The sequence below is a fragment of the Nocardioides sp. W7 genome, assembly GCF_022919075.1.
Lineage (GTDB): Bacteria > Actinomycetota > Actinomycetes > Propionibacteriales > Nocardioidaceae > Nocardioides.
The window spans coordinates 104,813-123,136 of the sequence record NZ_CP095078.1 but is presented as its reverse complement, the minus strand read 5'-3'; the positions used below and the strand labels follow the sequence as shown (position 1 = coordinate 123,136).

Sequence of the window (18,324 nt, the reverse complement as noted above, 5' to 3'; positions counted from 1 at the left end):
CCGACGCCCGGCGACGCCTCAGGCAGGTAGGTCCTCCGCGTCCAAGATCCGGTAGGCGTACCCCTGCTCGGCGAGGAAGCGCTGCCGGTTCTGGGCGAACTCGGCGTCGACGGTGTCGCGCGAGACGACGGTGTAGAAGCGGGCGACCTTGCCATCGTGGCCGGGCCGCAGCAGCCGACCGAGTCGCTGCGCCTCCTCCTGGCGCGAGCCGAAGGAGCCCGAGACCTGGATGGCGACCTCGGCGTCGGGCAGGTCGATGGAGAAGTTCGCGACCTTGGAGACGACCAGCAGCTTGACCTCGCCGCTGCGGAAGGCGTCGTAGAGCCGCTGGCGCTCCTTGACGCTGGTGTCGCCCTTGATGACGGGCGCGTCGAGGGTGGCGGCGAGCTCGTCGAGCTGATCGAGGTACTGCCCGATGACCAGCGTCGGTTGGCCGGCGTGCTGGGCGACCAGGTCGCGCACGACGCGGGTCTTCTCGGCGGTGCAGGAGGCGAGCCGGTAGCGCTCCTCCGGCTCGGAGGTCGCGTAGACGATCCGCTCGTCGGTCGGCAGCGTCACCCGCACCTCGACGCAGTCGGCCGGCGCGATCCAGCCCTGCGACTCGATGTCCTTCCAGGGGGCGTCGTACCGCTTGGGGCCGATCAGCGAGAACACGTCGCCCTCGCGGCCGTCCTCGCGCACCAGGGTCGCGGTCAGCCCGATCCGGCGGCGCGCCTGCAGGTCGGCGGTCATCCGGAAGATCGGCGCGGGCAGCAGGTGCACCTCGTCGTACACGATCAGGCCCCAGTCGCGGGCGTCGAGCAGCTCCAGGTGCGGGTAGGTGCCCTTCCGGCGCAGCGTGAGGACCTGGTACGTCGCGATCGTGACCGGCCGGATCTCCTTGACGGCGCCGGAGTACTCGCCGATCTCGTCCTCGGTCAGCGACGTGCGCTTGATCAGCTCGTCCTTCCACTGGCGCGCGGAGACCGTGTTGGTGACCAGGATCAGGGTGGTGGCCTGCGCGTGCGCCATCGCGGCCGCGCCCACGATCGTCTTGCCGGCACCGCAGGGGAGTACGACGACGCCCGAGCCGCCGTGCCAGAACGAGTCGGCCGCGTCGCGCTGGTAGTCGCGCAGCGACCAGCCCTCCTCGAACAGCGAGATCGGGTGCGCCTCGCCGTCGACGTACCCGGCGAAGTCCTCGGCCGGCCAGCCCAGCTTCAGCAGCGCCTGCTTGAGGTTGCCGCGCTCGGAGCCGTGCACGACCACGGTGTCGTCGTCGATCCTCGTCCCGAGCATCCCGGCGACCTTCTTGGCCCGCAGCACCTCCTCCAGGACCGGCCGGTCGGTGCTGGCCAGGGTCAGCCCGTGCACCGGGTGCTTCTCCAGCCGCAGCCGGCCGTAGCGGGCCATCGTCTCGGCGACGTCGACGAGCAGGGCGTGCGGGACGGCGTACCGGCTGTACTCCAGCAGCGTGTCGACCACCTGCTCGGCGTCGTGCCCGGCGGCCCGGGCGTTCCACAGCCCCAGCGGGGTCAGCCGGTAGGTGTGGATGTGCTCGGGGGAGCGCTCCAGCTCCGCGAACGGCGCGATCGCCTTGCGGCAGTCCTGCGCGCGCTCGTGGTCGATCTCGAGGAGGAGGGTCTTGTCGGACTGGACGATCAGGGGTCCGTCGTTCACCTGGCGAGTCTACGGACGGGGTCCGACAGCGGGTGGGCGCCGCGGCTTCATCACGGTATGCAGACGAGCCGGCACCTCCCATGGTGGGTACGCCGTGGCAGGTGCGAACTGGTCTGCATACCGTGATGAAGCTGCGGCTGGAGTGACACCCGAACGCCGCCCAGCCAGCGCGTCAGCCCAGCGCGTCAGCCCGACGCGTCCGCGCGCAACCGAGCGCGGTACGCCGCGACGCTCGCGCGTGAGGAGCAGCGCTCGGAGCAGTAGCGGCGGGAGGCGTTGGGGGAGGCATCGACGAAGACGTCCGTGCAGGGGGTGGCCGCGCAGGTGCCGAGCCGGGACGGGCCCAGGTCGCAGACCAGGGCGGCCAGCCCGAGCAGGGCCTCGCCGGCGAGCAGCTCGGCGAGCGAGGCGGTGCGGGCGGCGACGTGCAGGTGGAGCACGCCCGAGTGGTCGGAGATCCGGGGCGTGACCGGGTAGCGGACCATCAGCTCGTTGAGGATGGCCACCACGGCCTGCGGGTCGTCGTGGGCAGCGGCTTCGAAGACCGGGCGGAGCTCGCGCTGGAGCTTCCGCAGCAGCATGCAGTCGCGGTCGGTGACCTGGTCGTGCAGCGACTCCCGGTCGGCGAGGTGGGCCACCAGTGCGGCGACGCCGTCGAGGTCCACGTTCAGCAGCGCGGCCGACCGCTCGGTGTACCGGAGGAAGTCCACGGCGGGAGTCTAGGAAGAACTGACCGGTCTCACGGCGGAGATCCGGTGTACGGCGAAGGTGCGGACGTCGTCGGAGCGATGGTCGTGGGCGGTCAGCTGCCCACCCTCGACGGCCAGCGGGTCGACGGTCCGCTCGGTGGCGGTGCCGTGGTTGTCGACGTAGCCGATCAGCACCGTCGACCGGTTCTCGACCGCCTCCCGGAGCGCGGCGAGCGACCCGCTGGGGGACAGCGAGCCCGCGGAGGCGGGTCGGGCGGCCGCGGCCCGGTCGCCCGATCGGATCGCGGACACCACCGACGTCACGACCGCCGTCGCGCGCGCTGCCGTCGCCCCCGCGCCGCGGCGGTGCTCGCGCGGGGTGCGGGCGCGCAGCAGGTCGGGCCGGGTGACCCGCACCGTCCCGTCGGGCGCCTCGACGACCGGTGCCGCACCCAGCTCGCGCAGCCGGGGCAGCAGCACGTCGATGGGGGTGCTGCTGATCAGCACCGTCGGCGCCAGGCGGCGCAGCCCCAGCGACTCGGCCCTGGGGTGGTGCAGCAGCTCGGTCAGCGCGGTCTCGTCGTCGGCCCGCAGGAACGCCTCGGCGTGCCCGACCCGGATGGTGCCGTAGGTCCGCGCGGTGTCGTCGACCAGGTAGCCCAGCGGCTGCGGCACCGGCGTCCGCGACACCGCGGTGAGGAACTCGTGCAGCTCGGCCGCCGTCCAGCCGGTGTCGAGGGCGCGGCGTACCGACGCGGGCGTGAAGCGGTACGTCGTCGCGCCGCCGCGGGACTCGACGTCGGCGACCAGCGCCAGCGTGCGGGCCAGCCCCGACTCCAGCGGCCCGGGCGCGACCGCGGTCAGGTCGGCCTGGAGCAGCACGTGGTCGACCGGGTCCGGCAGCAGTGCCGCCAGGCCGGGGACGGGGTCCTGGCCCGCGACGAGCGCCCGGGCGTACGACGCCAGTCCGCCCATCCCCACCAGGCCCAGGACCGAGGCCTCGGTCAGCGCCCAGACGACCTGGTCGGCGCGGTTGCGCGGCCGGCGCGGACGCAGCCACGAGACGAGAGCGACGAGCGAGGGGGTGCCGGTGCCGGTCGCGAGCACCTCGCCCTCCGGCAGCGTGGCCAGCGCCTCGAGCGCCATCCGCCGGCTCTCGACCTGGTGCACGCCGGTCAGCTCGGGCGCGAGCGCGTTCCACGGCTTGTCGGCCGTGTCGCGCTGCCCGACCAGACCCGGCATCCGCGGCGAGGTCAGCCAGGCCCGGGCCAGCGCGGCCCACCGGTCGGCGGCGGGCAGCGCCGACCAGGTGTCGTAGGCGTCGGTCGGGATCCAGGCCGGGTTGCCGTCGGGGTCGGCGGCGGTGGCGAGCAGCCCGGCGGCGTGCGCGGTCTCGACGATCAGGGCGGCGCTCGGCTCGTCGACGTGGAGGTGGACGGCGGTCGCCTTCAGGTCACGGACGCCGAGGCCGCCGCTGCGCAGCGCGCTCGGCGGGTGCATGCCCCAGTGGTCGAGGAGCAGCTCGACGCGTCGTACGGCGTCGAAGGCGGCGCCCGCCGCGGCCCGGTCGACGACCCGTGCCGAGCGCTCGGAGGTGACCAGGGCGGGGACCGCGTCGACCGGCTCGGTGGTGGTCCGAGCGCCCCGCAGCACCAGCCCGACCTCGCCGGGTAGCACCACGACGCCGCCGGACCGGGGGACCAGCAGCCCGCGGGCGAGCAGCTCCTCGGCGGGGGTCTCGGCGTCCTCGGGGGTCACGTGGTGCCGGGAGGTGCCGGTGGTCGCCTCGCCGCCGTGGGCCGCCACGTGCTCGAGAAGGGCGCGGGCGGCGGCGGAGAGCTGGCCGATCCGCTCCTCGAGGTCGGCTGGGTCGGCCGGGTCGGAGGAGACCTGCTGCAGCCCGCTCGACCCCGGCCCGCCGGCCAGGCTCTCCGCGACCCCGGACAGCGGGCGCAGCCCGGAGGTGCTGTGCCAGACCAGGGCCAGGTCCTCCAGTCGGGCCAGCGCGGTCGCGACGGTGGCCGGCTCGGCCCGGACCACCGTCGCGAGCTCCGCAGCGGTAGTTTGGCGCAGGACCACGAGGGCATCCAGTACGCAGAGCTCGGCCCGAGTCAGCTGGTCGAGCGCACGGAGCAACGAGGACCGGACGGCAGATCGGGACGCCAGCTGGCCGGAGTCGTGAGGGGCAGGGGTGGCGAGATCCGGGCGGTTGGACAGCAGCCGGGCGAGGCGCTCGTCGGGCCACGCGCGCAGCTGGTCGGCGAGCGAGCGGAAGCCCGCGGCGGGGGTCTCGTCTGGCGCACTGTGTCCGGACATCATTCCTACGCTACCGACATCTCGGGTGCGCCGATGAGGAGCGTCGAGCTGCGGTACGGCGGCGCGACCGACGTCGGGCTGGTCCGCGCGGTCAACGAGGACGCCTTCCTGGCCCGGCCGCCGGTCTTCGTCGTCGCCGACGGGATGGGCGGCCACGACGGAGGTGACATCGCCAGCGCGATCGTGGTCGAGGAGTTCGGCCGGCTCGCGGAGTCCGGCTACGACCCGACCCTCGGTCCCGAGACCGTCGCGGCCACCCTGCGCGCCTGCCACGCCCGGATCCAGGAGCACGCGGCCCGGCAGCGGGCGGGCGGCCACCCGTCGTACCAGTCCGGCACCACGGCGGTGGCCGCCCTGCTCGTCGAGGTCGAGGGCGAGCCGCGCTGGCTGGTCGCCAACGTCGGCGACTCGCGGGCCTACCGCGTCGTCACGGGTCGGCTCGAGCAGGTCAGCGTCGACCACAGCCTCGTCCAGGAGCTCGTCGACGCCGGGACGATCACCGCGGCCGAGGCCGCCCACCACCCCGAGCGGAACGTCGTGACCCGGGCGCTGGGCGGGCCCGACCGGCCCGACGCCGACTACTTCCTGCTCCCGCTCGACGACCTCCCGCGCCTGGTGCTCTGCTCCGACGGCGTCAACGGGATGCTCGACGACCCGGAGATCGAGCAGGTCCTCGCCCGCGCGTCCGACCCCGCCCAGGCCGCCCTCGACCTGGTCGCCGCCGCGGTCGCGGCGGGGGGTGAGGACAACGCCACGGCGGTCGTCGTCGATGTGGTGGGATGGGCGCTCGACGAGACGCCCGATGAGACCGAAGAGACGAGATGACGACCGACGCCACCACCGCTCTCCGCTCGTACCGACCCGGCGACTGGTACGCCGTGCTCGGCGACGAGGTCGCCGTCCTGGTCCCGCCCTCGGAGCGGGACCGCGTGGCCGCGCTCTGGGAGCTCGTCGACGGGGGCGCCGACGCCGACGAGGTGCTCGATGCGCTGATCGCCGGCGGGCTCCGCTCGCTGCCCGGCTTCGTGCTCCTCGCCCACACCGGCGACCGGCTGCGCGTGGTGCTGCGCGGTTCCGCCCGCGCCGGCATCGACACCTTCGACGGCCCGGTGGCGCTCGACGGCTCGGACGCCACCACCTGGGTGGAGCGGGTGCTCCCGGGGGTCCGGGCGGTCCGGGTCGACGTCGCCGACTACGCCGAGGGGCCGGACCGACCGATCGACGCGGGGCTGGTGCGGGTCGGCCGGCTCGACCGCCCGCCATACGCCGAGCCGCCGCCGTACGCCGAGCCGCCCTCGGACCCCGCACCCGTGCCCACCCCCGAGCGGGTCCCGGACCTCCCGCCCGACCCGGCCGACGAGCCCACCGAGGCGATCTTCCTCAGCGAGCTCCCCGACCTGCCGCCGCCCCCGCCCTACCCGCCGACCCCGCCGCCGACCCCGCCGCCGACTCTCCCGCCCGGCCCGCCGCCGGTCTCCCCGCCGGACGGCTGGGACCCCACCGGCCACGACGGCACGACCCGGACCCCGGGTGCCCGAGACGTCGCCCTCCCGCAGCCCGGCATCCCCGGCCAGCCGCCGGCCCCGTCGGTCACCGCGCACCCGGTCGCGCAGCTGACCTTCTCCGCGGGCGACGTCGTGGAGGTCGACCGGGTGGTGCTCGTCGGCCGCGCGCCCGAGGCCGGCCGGTTCACCCCGACCGACGACGTCCGGCTGGTGACGGTGCCGAGCCCGCACCAGGAGATCTCCTCGACCCACGTCGAGATCCGGCCCGGCTCCGGTGCCGACCACGGCAGCGCGGTCGTGACCGACCTGGGCTCGACCAACGGCACCGTGCTGGTGCAGCCGGGACTGCCGCCGGAGGTGCTGCAGCCGGGCGTCGCCGTCCAGCTGCTGCCGGGCGCCGTGGTCGATCTCGGCGACGGCGTCACCATCCAGGTCTCCCAACCCTGACCCGCACCGACCGTCGACGATGGACCGCCACTCGAGCCCGGGGGTGGTCCTCCCTGTCGCCGGGCTGGAGCGACGGTGCTACGCGTTCGCCCTCGACCGGCTGCTGAGCTGGACGGTGCTCGCGGGCGGGGTCGCCTGCTCGGCGGTGACGCTGCTCCGGCCCGGGCACACCGGCGCCGGGATCGCGCTGATCGTCGGCGTGGCGCTGCTGGTCGGCGTGGGCCAGGTCGTCCTGCTCGGGCGGCTCGGTACGACGCCGGGCCGGGCGGCGGTCGGGCTGCGGGTGCTCGACGCCGAGACCGGCAGCCCGATCGGGGTCGGCCGCGGGCTGGTGCGGACCCTGCTGCTCGCGCTCGCGACCCTGCCGACCTTCGGGCTCGGGGTGGCGATGCTGGCCTGGACCGCGCTCACCGACCCGGGCGGTCGACGTCGGGGCTGGCACGACCGACGGGTGCGGTCCGTCGTCGTCGACGCCCGCCCGCTCCCCGTGGCCGAGGTCGAAGACGAGCCCGTCCCGGTCGGGGTCGTCAACCTCACCGCTCTGCGGCTGGGTCCGCCGGCGTCCAGGTCCTCCGGGCCACCGGCCCCTTCGCGGGGCCCGGTCTCGAGTGCCGCATCGTCCGCTCCCTGGCGGGTCGACTTCGACACCGGCGAGTCGTTCGTCGTCACCGGGCTGACCCTGGTGGGTCGCGACCCGGAGGCCCGGCCGGGCGAGCAGGCCCGGCTGGTCCCCCTGCCCTCCGAGGACCAGTCGCTCTCCAAGACCCACGCCCAGTTCCAGGTGGCCCCCGACGGCGCACTGGTGGTGCTGGACCGCGGGTCGACCAACGGCTCGGTGCTGGCCCGCGGCGGCGTGCCACGTCAGCTGTCCGAGCACCGGCCGGCGACGCTGCTGCCCGGCGACCTGGTCCGGTTCGGCGACCGCACGATGGCCGTCGCCCGCGAGGAGTGAGCACGGTGAGGTCCATGGCACCTGAGACCGGGCCCCCTCGTCGCGCGCAATCTGGATCCCGACGTGGAACCTGTTCTAGATTGCCGACATGACCTTCGCCTTGGAGCGCACCGTCGCCACCTCCGCCACCCCCGCCGACGTGTGGGCGCTGTGGAGCGACCCCGGCTCCTGGTCCGCGTGGGACCCGGCCGTGCAGAGCGTCGCGCTCGAGGGCCACTTCGCGGAGGGCGCCGCGGGCACCATGGTGCTGGCCGGGCCGATCGAGGCGCCGTTCGTGCTCGAGATCGTCGAGCCGGGTGCGCGCTACCTGGACCGGCTCACCATCGGCGACCTGGTCATCCGCATCGACCACCTGGTCGTCGCGGTCCACGGGGGCGCGGAGATCACCGTGCGGACCACCGTCGAGGGGCCCGGCGCCGACGACATCGGCCCGATCGTCACCCAGGACACGCCGGTCGCGATGGCCCGGCTGGTGGAGCTCGCCGAGGCCCGCTGAGCAGCCCGACCGCTCAGGGCGTGGGTACGGCGACGGTCGTCGCCCAGGCGCGGCGCCCGGACGCCAGCTCGACCTCGACCAGGTGATGGTCGCGGCTCTCGTGCGCGAGGGCGAGCGCGAGCTCGTCGTCGCTGATCTGCAGCGCGACGCCGCGCACGAGCCCGCCGGCAGCGCTCGGGACCAGCGCGGGGTGGACGTCGGAGCCGGCCAGGTCGGCGGCGCTCCCGTCGGCGACGCGGACCTGCACGAGCCGGTGACTGGTGATCGCGTCCGGCTCGCCGCGGACCGTGCGACCGAAGATGCGCAGCTGCACCTCGGCGAGCCGGAACGTGCCGTAGGTGAACAGCAGCACCTCCCGCGCCTCCGGCTGGGGTGCGTGCGCCGCCGGTCCTCCGGCCGGCAGCACCAGCCGGAAGGTGCTGCCCGCGCCCACGACGGACTCGACCTCGACCCGGCCCCCGTGCCGCTGCACGATCCGGGACACGATCGCCAGGCCGAGCCCGGTGCCGGGCTGGTCCAGGGCGAGGGGGTTGGCGGTCCGGTAGAACTCCTCGAAGATCCGGTCCCGGTCCTCCTCGGCGATCCCGATCCCGGTGTCGCGGCACGCGACCTCGACCCCGTCCCGGTGGCGGGCCACCCGCAGGGTCACGGAGCCGCCGGCCGGCGTGTACTTGATCGCGTTGCTGAGCAGGTTGGCGACCGCCCGCTCGATCGCCACGGCGTCGCCCAGGCAGACGAGGAGCTCGTCGGACTCCTCGATCCGGAGGACGACCTGCGCGCGGCGGGCGTTGGCGTCGTACAGCTCGACCGCCTCACCGACGAGCGCCACCAGGTCGACCGGTCGCGGGTCGGCGGGCTCGGGGGAGTCGGTGCTGTAGAGCAGCTGCAGGTCGTTGACGGCCCGCTGGAGCCGTTGGCCACCCCGCTGCATGGCACCGACGGACAGGTGGGCGTCCTCGGACAGCTCAGGGTCGGAGGCCAGGATCTCGAGGTGGCCGAGGATGGCGGTGAGCGGGTTCTTCAGCTCGTGCGAGACCATCGCCATCAGCCGGCCCTTGTAGGCCGCGACCGTGCGCAGCTCGTCGAGGAGCGCCTGCTCCCGCGTGGCCAGTCCGGCGTTGTGGATCAACAGGCCGAGGTCGCGGCCGATGTCGAACGCCGCCCCCACCTCGGCGGGACTCCACTCGGCTCCGGTCGGGAGCCGGGAGAGCACCATCGCCCCGGCGCAGCCGTCGCCGAGCACGCCGAGGGGAGCGACGAGCAGCGAGCCGACGTCCGGCCCCGACTCGAGGGCGGCGGCGACCACGTCCGGGTCCAGGGCCAGGTCGCGGGGGGCCGGGCGCCGGGGGGCGACGACGAACGCCTGCCGGGCGGCCCAGGCCCGGTCGGCGGCGTGCGTGGTCAGCGCCGCGATCGGCGGGGGCGGCTCATCGGGACCGTCCGGGCCGAGGACCGCAGCCTCGGGCTGCAGCGCAAACCAGAGCCGATCGGCCCGCAGCGCGCGGCGGATCCGGTCGCGACCGGTGTCGATCACGTGCTGGGGGGTGCGGGTGTCGGCGCCGTTGCGGAGGACGTCGGCGGCGGCGTCGGTCAGCCGCACCAGCTCGGCGAGCCGCTCGCGGGCGAGCACGTTGAGCACGCTCGCGCGGGCGTGTCGGGCATGGATCTGCAGGACCTGGCGCTCGGCGGCGTCCGGCCGGCTGCCCGACCGGGGCAGGTCGAGCCCGAGGAAGCCGACCAACCGGCCGTCCTCGTCGTCGTGGAACGGCGCGAGCAGGAGGTCGTCGGGCTGCCAGGCGTCCGGCGCCGGGCCCCCGGCCTCCGCGGACCGCCAGCCCCACCTGTCCAGGTCCAGGGCGTGGGTCCGCGCGGGCAGGAAGCGGAAGAGCCCCCAGTCCTCCGCGGTCTCCAGCGCCTCGAGCAGGGGCCCCACGGGAGCGATCGCCCCGATCTCGGATGCCACCGCCTCCTCCGGACCGACCATCGCCAGGCCCTGGACGTAGCCGTCCTCGCGGACCACGCTGACACCGACCAGGTCGAAGCCGGTGAGCTCGGAGACGGTCTCGACGATCAGCTGGAGCGCGTCGCGCGACTGGGCATCGGCCCAGCTCACCGCGGGGCCGTGTCGCTGGACGGGCGGATCCGATGGGGGCACGCCGGGAGTCTCCTGGGTGGTCGGTGCGCCCAGCGTAGGACGCAGCACCCCCAGGGTGTCGTACGGCGGCGGGGCCGTTCGTTGTCAGAGTGAGCATCGCCCACCAGGACCGAGAGGAACCGATCATGCGCAGCATCGTCACCACCCACTTCATCTCCCTCGACGGGGTCGCCGAGGCGCCCGGCGGCGAGCCGGGCTACCGCCACAGCGGCTGGACCTCCGACATCGAGTCGGACCCGGCCGTCTACGAGGCCAAGGGCCGCGAGCAGGAGGAGGCCGGCGCCATGCTGATGGGCGGGCGGACCTACGAGGCGTTCGCGCCGATCTGGCCGGAGATGGACTACTTCGCCCGCTGGAACTCGCTGCCCAAGTACGTCGTCTCCTCGACCGTCACGGACCCGCAGTGGCACGACACGACCGTGATCTCCTTCGCCGACGTGGCCGGTCTCAAGGAGGGTGACGGAGGCCCGATCTACGTCCAGGGCAGCATGGCGCTGACCCAGTCGCTGCTGAAGGCCGGGCTGGTCGACGAGGTCCGGCTGACGGTGTTCCCGGTGATCCTCGGGAGCGGTCGCGGCCCGTTCCCGACCGACGCGCTCGACCAGGTCCGGCTCACCCTCGCCGACAGCACGACGTACTCGAACGGGGTGCAGTACCAGGTCTACCGTCCTCGGCGCTGAGGATCTACCGTCCCCGGATGGAGTCCTACGCGAAGGGCGAGACCACCTCCGATCTGCTGGACGAGACCATCGGGGCCAACCTGGCCCGCACGGTCGCCCGCCATCCGGACCGGGAGGCGCTGGTCGAGGTCGCGACCGGCCGGCGCTGGACCTGGGCCGAGCTGGACCGCGACGTCGACGCCCTGGCCCGGGGCCTGGTGGCGGCCGGGCTCGCCGCCGGGGACCGGCTCGGGATGTGGGCGCCGAACTGCGCCGAGTGGACGCTCGTGCAGTACGCCGCCGCCCGCGCCGGGATCGTGCTGGTCAACCTCAACCCGGCGTACCGCACCCATGAGCTGGCCTATGCGGTGAACCAGTCCGGGCTGCGGCTGCTGGTCGCGGCCGAGCGGTTCAAGACCTCCGACTACCGCCGGATGGTCGAGGAGGTGTGCGAGGACTGCCCCGGCCTGGAGCGCACGGTCTTCCTCGGCACGCCGCACTGGGACGAGCTGCTGGCCGGCGGTGTCGACCTGCCCGCGGACGCGCTGGCCGAGCGCGCGGCGGGCCTGAGCCCGGACGACCCGATCAACATCCAGTACACCTCCGGCACCACGGGCTACCCCAAGGGCGCCACGCTGAGCCACCGCAACATCCTCAACAACGGCTACTTCACCACCGAGCTGATCGGACTGGGCCCCGAGGACCGGCTCTGCATCCCGGTGCCCTTCTACCACTGCTTCGGCATGGTGATGGGCAACCTGGGCTGCACCTCCCACGGCACCACGATGGTGATCCCGGCCCCCGGCTTCGACCCGACGGCGACGCTCCGGGCCGTCCAGGACGAGCGCTGCACCGGTCTGTACGGCGTGCCGACGATGTTCATCGCGATGCAGAACGCGCCGGACTTCGCCGACTACGACCTCTCGTCGCTGCGCACCGGGATCATGGCCGGCTCGATCTGCCCGGTCGAGGTGATGAAGCGCTGCATCGAGGAGATGCACCTGAGCGAGGTGTCGATCGCCTACGGCATGACCGAGACCTCCCCGGTCAGCTGCCAGACCCGGTCCGACGACGACCTGGACCGGCGTACCGCCACCATCGGGCGGGTGCATCCGCACGTCGAGGTCAAGGTGGTCGACCCGGTGTCCGGCGAGACGGTGCCGCGGGGGACTCCGGGTGAGCTGTGCACGCGCGGCTACAGCGTGATGCTCGGCTACTGGGAGGAACCGGAGAAGACCCGGGCGGCCATCGACGAGGACGGCTGGATGCACACCGGCGACCTCGCGCAGATGCGGGAGGACGGCTACTGCCTGATCGTCGGCCGGATCAAGGACATGGTCATCCGCGGCGGGGAGAACATCTACCCCCGCGAGGTCGAGGAGTTCCTGTACGGCCACCCCGACGTCGAGGACGTGCAGGTGGTGGGCGTGCCCGACGAGCGGTACGGCGAGGAGCTGTGCGCCTGGGTGCGGATGCGAGCGGGTGCGGCCCCGCTCGACGCCACCGCGGTGCGGGCCTTCTGCGCGGGCCGGCTCGCCCACTACAAGGTCCCGCGCTACGTCCTGGTCGTCGACCACTTCCCGATGACCGTCACCGGCAAGGTGCGCAAGGTGCAGATGCGGGCGGAGTCCCCGGAGCTGCTGGGGCTGTGAACCGGGCTGCGGGTGAGGGTGGGGCTGGGACTGGGCGCCGCGGGTTCATCACGGTATGCAGGCCAGTTGTCACCTGCCACGGTGGGCCCGCCGTGGCAGGTGCGAGTTCGCCTGCATACCGTGATGAACCCGCACGCCGGCCGCCCGGCGCCCGGCGCCGCCCCACCCCCCTCAGCGGGTGAGCAGCACCGGGATCCGGCTGACGGTGCCGTCGCCGCTGGTCCAGGTGACCCAGCCGTCGTCGAACGGTCGGGGCTCGGGGCCGGTGATCCGCAGCGTCCAGGTCGCGGACTCGCCGGGCGCCAGCCGGACGGCGGCGGGCGTCAGGGTGACGCCGTGCCGGCGGAACCCCGAGGTCGACGAGGAGAAGTAGCGGGTCCGGCGGCCGACGTTGGTGATCGTGCGTCGGACGACGTCCTGGCCCTGGTGGAGCACGGCCGACGGCGTGTTCAGCCGGAGCTGCCGGCCGTTCAGCCAGCGCCGGTAGTCGGCGGGCTCGACCTGGTAGGCCAGCCCGGGCCGCAGCGCCACCTCGGGCCGGGCGCGCCCGGCACCTGAGCGCAGCACCGAGCCGCCGGCGGCCCGGCCAGCGGTCGTGACCAGCGCGGAGCGGACGGTCGAGGCGGACCAGTCGGGGTGGCGCGCGAGCAGCAGCGCGGCCGCCCCGGCGACCCGCGCGCTCGCGACCGACGTGCCGGAGGCGAGGTCCCAGCGTGACGAGCGGACCCGGTCCGGGACGGCGCCGAGCTGGCCGGTGGCGGGCGCGACGACGTCGGGCTTGACCAGTGACGCCGTCGGGTCGCCCGACCGGGACCAGCTCACGACCCGGCTCCGGCCGGAGCTCGCGCCGAGCGGCCGGAGGGTGACCGCGCCGGTGGGATGCCGCTCGACCCAGCGGCGTACGACGCGTCCGTCGCGGGCGTCGAGGTGCACCGTCGGGACGCTGTGCAGGTCGGCGTCGCGTGAGTCGCGTCCGGTGTTGACCAGCACCATCCCGATCCCGTCGGCGCGCAGGACGGCCGCGGACTTGTCGACCCGGCCGACCTGGCCGCGCTCGCAGAGCACGATCCGGCCGGCGACCCTCCCGGCGTCGAGGCTCCCGGGCACGCAGGCCCGAGCGGCGGTCCGCGAGGCGCCGCGCGCGGGAACGTCGGCGCCGAGGACCAGCCGGGCGGGTCCGGCCGAGCGGGTGGACAGCATCGCGCCGTCGAGTCGCGGGCCGTCGGCGAGCCGGACCGTGCCCCGGGGCGCGGTGCCCGTGCTGCCCCCGACGGTCGTCACCCACGGCGACGGGTGCGCGGCGTAGCGGCTCGCTCCCTGGTTGCCGGCAGCCGCCACGACGGCCACGCCGGCCTCGGCCGCGCCGAGCAGCGCCCGCTCGACGGTGTCGATGTCGGCCGGTCCGCCCACGGAGAGGTTGAGTACGTCGACGCCGTCGGCCGTGGCCCGGTCGATCGCGGTCACCAGGTCGGCGGCCGCACAGCCGTCCGCACGCGGGTCGGGCGCGGTCCAGCAGGCCTTGTAGACCGCGAGCCGGGCGTCCGGGGCCATCCCGGAGAACCGGCCGAGGGTCCCGGACTCGGTCCGCACCCGTACGCCGGCGTTGCCGGCGGCGATCGAGGCGAGCAGGGTCCCGTGGCCGTCGTCGTCGCGGGCCGACAGCTGTTCGGAGCTGCGGGTCCGGTCGACACCGAAGCCCTCCACGAACCAGCGCGCGCCCACCACCTTCTCCGTGCAGGCCGAGGCGGCCCAGCCCTCGCCGGTCTGGCAGGTGCCGGCGAAGCCCGTCGGTGCCCGGTCCAGGCGGGGCGTGCTCGCGAACAGCGGGTGGTCGGCGTCGAGGCCGGTGTCGACCATCCCGATCACCACGCCGGAGCCGCCGCGGCTGCGACCGGACCCGGCCAGGTCGGCGGCGAGCTCGGACGCGGCCGTGCCGGCCAGGGGCCGGATGTCGTTGCGCTCCACCGACACGACCCCCGGCTCGGCCTCGATCAGCCGGACCTGGTCGTCGGTGAGCTCCACGGCGAAGCCGTTCAGGGCGGTGGTCCACCGGTACACCGGCGAGCCCGCGCCCGCCACGCCCAGGAGGGTGTCCTGCTGGACCGTCAGCTGCAGGCGGTCGAGCGCGGCGGGGAGCCCTCGCGGCCGGCCGGCGACGCCGGGGGAGTCGAGCGTGACGAGATAGAGATCGTTCGCCGGCTCAGCGGCAGCCGCAGCGGTCGCGGGCGGTGCGGCGAGGGCGAGCGGGGCGGCGACCAGGGCGGCGGCGAGCGCGCCGAGCAGCGGCGTACGACGTACGCCGATCCTGCGTCCGTGCCTGCGTCCCACCACGCTCTCCCGTCCGTCTCATGAGTGAGCAACCGTCCCAGAAACGCCCAGCGTGACAGGGCGGGGGGCACGGTGCCAAACATGTCCCTGCCGGCGGATAGCCTGCGGGTATGTCCACCCCGGTCGCCGCAGCCTCCCTGGTGGTCGGATTCGACCTCGACATGACCCTCATCGACACGGTGCCCGGGTTCGGCTCGGTGCTCCGCGCCCTGGGCGGCGAGCTGGGCGTCGAGTTCCCGGTCGAGGAGATGACGGCCAAGCTCGGGCCGCCGCTCGACCTGCTACTGGCGCCGTACCTCCCGGCCGCCGCGATCGCCGCGGCCGGCGACCGGTTCCGGGTGCTCTACCCCGACCACGCCATCGTCTCGGTGCCGGCGCTCGCCGGTGCCCACGAGGCGATCGCGGCCGTGCGCCGTCATCGTGGGCGGGTCCTCGTGGTGACCGGCAAGTTCCCCGACAACGCCCGCCTGCACCTCGACCACGTCGGCTTCGACGTCGACCACCTGGAGGGCTGGGTCTGGGGCGTCGGCAAGGCCGACGTGCTGGTGCGCGAGGGGGCGTCGATCTACGTCGGCGACCACGTCCACGACGTCGAGGGGGCGCTCGCCGCCGGGGCGCTGAGCGTGTCGGTGCTGACCGGCGGCTGCACCCGCGAGGAGCTGCTCGAGGCCGGCACCCACGTCGTCCTCGACTCGCTGCTGGACTTCCCGGCCTGGCTCGACGAGCACCTGCTCACCGTCCGGCTCGCCGCCTTGGAGGCCGACCTGCGCGAGCGCGGCTCGGTGCTGGTCGCCTACAGCGGCGGCGCGGACAGCGCCCTGTTGCTCGCCGCGGCGGTCCGTGCGCTCGGTGCCGACCGGGTCGCCGCCGCGACCGGCTACTCCCACTCGCTTCCCCAGGCCGAGCGCGACCCGGCCCGGGCCTTCGCCGAGTCGCTCGGGGTCCGGGTGCTCACGCCCGAGACCCGGGAGCTGGAGCGGGAGGGCTACCGCGCCAACGGCGCCGACCGCTGCTTCTTCTGCAAGGCCGAGCTGCTCGACGTGCTGGTGCCGCTCGCGGGCGAGCTGGGCCTGGCGCACGTCGCCACCGGCACCAACGCCGACGACGCGGTGGCCGGCTTCCGCCCCGGCATCCGCGCGGCCGCCGAGCGCGGCGCGATCGCCCCGCTGCGCGACGCCGGGCTGACCAAGGCCCAGGTGCGCGCGGCCTCCCGCCGCTGGGGGCTCCCGACCTGGGACAAGCCCGCGGCGGCCTGCCTGTCGTCCCGGGTGGCCTACGGCATCGAGGTGACCCCCTTCCGACTCGGGCGGGTGGAGCGGGCCGAGAGCGGCGTGCGCGCCGCGCTGGCCGGCGTATCCCTGCAGAACCTGCGGGTCCGCGACCTCGGCGAGCGGGGCTCGGTCGAGGTCGACGCCGCGCTGCTGCCGCTGCCGGCCGGCCTCGAGGAGGCGGCCCTGGCTGCGGTCCGCGACGCCGGCTTCCCCGACGCCACGCTGGACGCACGTGGATTCCGGTCGGGATCGATGAACGAGTCGCTATAGGCTCTGCCGTCCGCAGCAGGCGATTCCGATCGGAAGAGGTCATACCCGTGCCCACTGGCAAGGTGAAGTGGTTCGACGCCGACAAGGGTTTCGGCTTCCTGTCGCAGGACGGCGGAGCAGACGTCTACGTCCGCAGCGAGGCCCTGCCCGAGGGCACCACGAACCTCAAGGCCGGCACCCGCGTCGAGTTCGGGATCGCCCAGGGCCGGCGCGGGGAGCAGGCGCTGCAGGTCCGGGTCCTCGACGCGCCTGCCTCGGTCTCGCGCGCGCAGTCGCAGGCGCGGCGCAAGAAGCCCGAGGACATGGCCACCATCGTCGAGGACCTGATCCGGCTGCTCGACAACGTCGGTGAGGCCTACCGCCACGGCCGGCACCCCGACGCCAAGGCGGCCGCGCCGACGGCCAAGCTGCTGCGCGCGCTCGCCGACGAGCTGGAGATCTAGCTCCCGGCTCACTCCCGCTGAGGGGTACGACCCGGCCGGTTCTGCGCCTGCTTGACCAGCACGAACGCCGCCCACGCCGCCAGGACCGAGAACGCGACGGCCATCCCGAGCCGGGCCGGGTCGAGCGGCATCACGATGCCGACGAACCCGCCCAGCACCCAGGCCAGCTGGAGGGTGGTGTCGCTGCGCGCGAACGCGCTGGCCTGCACCCGCTCGGGGATGTCGCGCTGGATGGTCGAGTCCAGGCAGAACTTCGCGAGCGTCTGGGCGGCACCCGCCGTGAGCCCGAGCAGGGCCAGGGTCAGCACGCCGTAGAACAGCGCGGCCAGCAGCGCGGCCGCCGCGTCGAGGAGCAGCACGAGCACCACCGTCACCGACGGGTTGATCTTCTTCAGCATGGCCGCGCACGCGACGCCGATCGCGTTGCCGGCGCCGGCGGCACCCACCACCACGCCGATCAGGAGCTCGGCGGAGAGGTCGCTGGGGGGTGGGTTCTCCCGCAGCAGGAACGCCATGAACATCAGCAGGAAGCCCGACAGGAACCGCGGTCCGCAGTTGGCCCGCAGCGCGAACGCCACCGCCGGGGGGATCCGGGTGCGCGGTCGGCGACCGGGCCGGCCGTCGTCGACGGCCTCGTCGCGGAACGCGAGCGTGCCCTCGCCGACCGAGGAGTCGATGGCCTGGGGCAGCCGGATCGCGCAGACCGTCGCGACGGCGAAGAGCAGGAAGGCGTAGCGCAGCGACCACTCCGGGCCGACCAGCGAGGCCAGCCCCGCGAACGGTGCCGAGACCGAGGCTCCGGCCAGTCCGGCGACCGACACCCGCCCGTTGGCCTTGACCAGGGTGAAGTCCTTCGGCAGGAGGCGGGGTACGGCGGCCGCACGGGTCACGCCGTACGCCTTCGAGGAGACCAGGACGCCGAGCGCCGCCGCGAACAGCCACGGCGAGGTGCCCCCGCTGATGCCGCCGGCCAGCGCCCAGCACAGGAACGCCCGGATCGCCTGGGTGGCGCCGATCGCCCAGCGCCGGCCGTGGCTGAACCGGTCGAGGAACGGCCCGATCAGCGGCGCCACGATCGCGAAGGGCAACATCGTCAGGCCGAGGAAGAGTGCGACCTGGCCGCGGGCCTCGCCCGACGGGACCTGGAAGAACAGGCTCCCGGCCAGCGAGATCGCGACCGCCGCGTCGCCGGCGGTGTTGAAGAAGTGCAGGTAGATCAGTCGGTTCAGGCCGGACTGCTCGGCGCCCTGGGCGCCGGCGGCGCGTCTGGCGTTGCGGCCGACCGCACGACCCATCCGCCCGGTCATCCGACCGGCACCGGCCATCCCGCGAGCCGTGGCGCGGGCACCGGTGCCGAGCCCGCGGCCGACGGCCCGGGCCTTCTGCGGCCGGCCGGCCGGGCCGCGGGCACCGGGGTGCGGGTCTCGCCAGCGCTGCTCGTCGGCATCGGGGCGCTGCGACGTCATGCGCCCATCCTGCCCT

General features: G+C 74.6%; 14 protein-coding genes. 8 read left to right on the top strand and 6 right to left on the bottom strand.

The annotated features are described in order from the left end of the window. Positions 1–18 precede the first annotated feature (18 nt). The 3 genes from MUB56_RS00645 to MUB56_RS00635 all read right to left on the bottom strand — a co-directional run bounded on the left by MUB56_RS00645 (position 19) and on the right by MUB56_RS00635 (position 4,664). Entirely contained in the window at positions 19–1,659 is a 1,641-nt protein-coding gene (locus MUB56_RS00645) for a DNA repair helicase XPB (protein WP_244929991.1), read from the bottom strand. Between the two features lie 185 nt (positions 1,660–1,844). Further along, entirely contained in the window at positions 1,845–2,369 is a 525-nt protein-coding gene (locus MUB56_RS00640) for a CGNR zinc finger domain-containing protein (RefSeq protein WP_244929990.1), read from the bottom strand. Positions 2,370–2,378: 9 nt separating this feature from the next. Then, on the bottom strand, positions 2,379–4,664 hold the full coding sequence (locus MUB56_RS00635) for a helicase C-terminal domain-containing protein (RefSeq protein WP_244929989.1): 2,286 nt from the start codon (positions 4,662–4,664) through the stop codon (positions 2,379–2,381). A 33-nt stretch (positions 4,665–4,697) separates the two neighbouring features. Here MUB56_RS00635 and MUB56_RS00630 point away from each other — a divergent pair, with 33 nt between their 5' ends. The 4 genes from MUB56_RS00630 (at position 4,698) to MUB56_RS00615 (ending at position 8,064) form a co-directional block, all read left to right on the top strand. Then, positions 4,698–5,489, top strand: coding sequence for a protein phosphatase 2C domain-containing protein (locus tag MUB56_RS00630; protein WP_244929988.1), 792 nt, complete (start codon positions 4,698–4,700; stop codon positions 5,487–5,489). Then, positions 5,486–6,616, top strand: a complete 1,131-nt coding sequence (locus MUB56_RS00625) for an FHA domain-containing protein (RefSeq protein ID WP_244929987.1) — start codon at positions 5,486–5,488, stop codon at positions 6,614–6,616. The genes MUB56_RS00630 and MUB56_RS00625 overlap by 4 nt, the downstream gene beginning before the upstream one ends. A 43-nt stretch (positions 6,617–6,659) precedes the next feature. Next, on the top strand, positions 6,660–7,568 hold the full coding sequence (locus MUB56_RS00620; protein ID WP_244929986.1) for an RDD family protein: 909 nt from the start codon (positions 6,660–6,662) through the stop codon (positions 7,566–7,568). 88 nt (positions 7,569–7,656) lie between these two features. Further along, positions 7,657–8,064 (top strand): SRPBCC family protein, encoded by a 408-nt coding sequence (locus tag MUB56_RS00615; protein WP_244929985.1) that lies wholly within the window; start codon positions 7,657–7,659, stop codon positions 8,062–8,064. Between the two features lie 13 nt (positions 8,065–8,077). Here MUB56_RS00615 and MUB56_RS00610 read toward each other — a convergent pair whose 3' ends face one another. Then, positions 8,078–10,219, bottom strand: coding sequence for a HAMP domain-containing sensor histidine kinase (locus MUB56_RS00610; protein ID WP_244929984.1), 2,142 nt, complete (start codon positions 10,217–10,219; stop codon positions 8,078–8,080). Between the two features lie 125 nt (positions 10,220–10,344). Here MUB56_RS00610 and MUB56_RS00605 point away from each other — a divergent pair, with 125 nt between their 5' ends. Continuing rightward, entirely contained in the window at positions 10,345–10,899 is a 555-nt protein-coding gene (locus tag MUB56_RS00605; RefSeq protein ID WP_244929983.1) for a dihydrofolate reductase family protein, read from the top strand. A gap of 17 nt (positions 10,900–10,916) precedes the next feature. Further along, complete coding sequence (locus MUB56_RS00600) at positions 10,917–12,530, top strand: AMP-binding protein (RefSeq protein WP_244929982.1); 1,614 nt, start codon at positions 10,917–10,919, stop codon at positions 12,528–12,530. Positions 12,531–12,701: 171 nt separating this feature from the next. Here MUB56_RS00600 and MUB56_RS00595 read toward each other — a convergent pair whose 3' ends face one another. Next, positions 12,702–14,858 (bottom strand): S8 family serine peptidase, encoded by a 2,157-nt coding sequence (locus MUB56_RS00595; RefSeq protein WP_280637340.1) that lies wholly within the window; start codon positions 14,856–14,858, stop codon positions 12,702–12,704. A 110-nt stretch (positions 14,859–14,968) separates the two neighbouring features. Here MUB56_RS00595 and MUB56_RS00590 point away from each other — a divergent pair, with 110 nt between their 5' ends. Further along, positions 14,969–16,399, top strand: coding sequence for an HAD hydrolase-like protein (locus MUB56_RS00590; protein ID WP_244929981.1), 1,431 nt, complete (start codon positions 14,969–14,971; stop codon positions 16,397–16,399). Between the two features lie 47 nt (positions 16,400–16,446). Continuing rightward, positions 16,447–16,842 carry a cold-shock protein gene (locus MUB56_RS00585; protein ID WP_244929980.1) on the top strand — a complete coding sequence of 132 codons (396 nt, stop codon included), beginning with the start codon at positions 16,447–16,449 and terminating at the stop codon, positions 16,840–16,842. 8 nt (positions 16,843–16,850) lie between these two features. Here the strand turns inward: MUB56_RS00585 and MUB56_RS00580 are convergent, their stop codons facing one another. Then, complete coding sequence (locus tag MUB56_RS00580) at positions 16,851–18,308, bottom strand: MFS transporter (protein ID WP_244929979.1); 1,458 nt, start codon at positions 18,306–18,308, stop codon at positions 16,851–16,853. Positions 18,309–18,324 lie beyond the last annotated feature (16 nt).

What these genes read in the sequence shown, in the direction of transcription:
- MUB56_RS00635 (WP_244929989.1), bottom strand. Translation starts at nt 4,664, where the DNA reads ATGTCCGGACACAGTGCGCCAGACGAGACCCCCGCCGCGGGCTTCCGC.
- MUB56_RS00630 (WP_244929988.1), top strand. Translation starts at nt 4,698, where the DNA reads ATGAGGAGCGTCGAGCTGCGGTACGGCGGCGCGACCGACGTCGGGCTG.
- MUB56_RS00625 (WP_244929987.1), top strand. Translation starts at nt 5,486, where the DNA reads ATGACGACCGACGCCACCACCGCTCTCCGCTCGTACCGACCCGGCGAC.
- MUB56_RS00615 (WP_244929985.1), top strand. Translation starts at nt 7,657, where the DNA reads ATGACCTTCGCCTTGGAGCGCACCGTCGCCACCTCCGCCACCCCCGCC.
- MUB56_RS00605 (WP_244929983.1), top strand. Translation starts at nt 10,345, where the DNA reads ATGCGCAGCATCGTCACCACCCACTTCATCTCCCTCGACGGGGTCGCC.
- MUB56_RS00600 (WP_244929982.1), top strand. Translation starts at nt 10,917, where the DNA reads ATGGAGTCCTACGCGAAGGGCGAGACCACCTCCGATCTGCTGGACGAG.
- MUB56_RS00590 (WP_244929981.1), top strand. Translation starts at nt 14,969, where the DNA reads ATGTCCACCCCGGTCGCCGCAGCCTCCCTGGTGGTCGGATTCGACCTC.
- MUB56_RS00580 (WP_244929979.1), bottom strand. Translation starts at nt 18,308, where the DNA reads ATGACGTCGCAGCGCCCCGATGCCGACGAGCAGCGCTGGCGAGACCCG.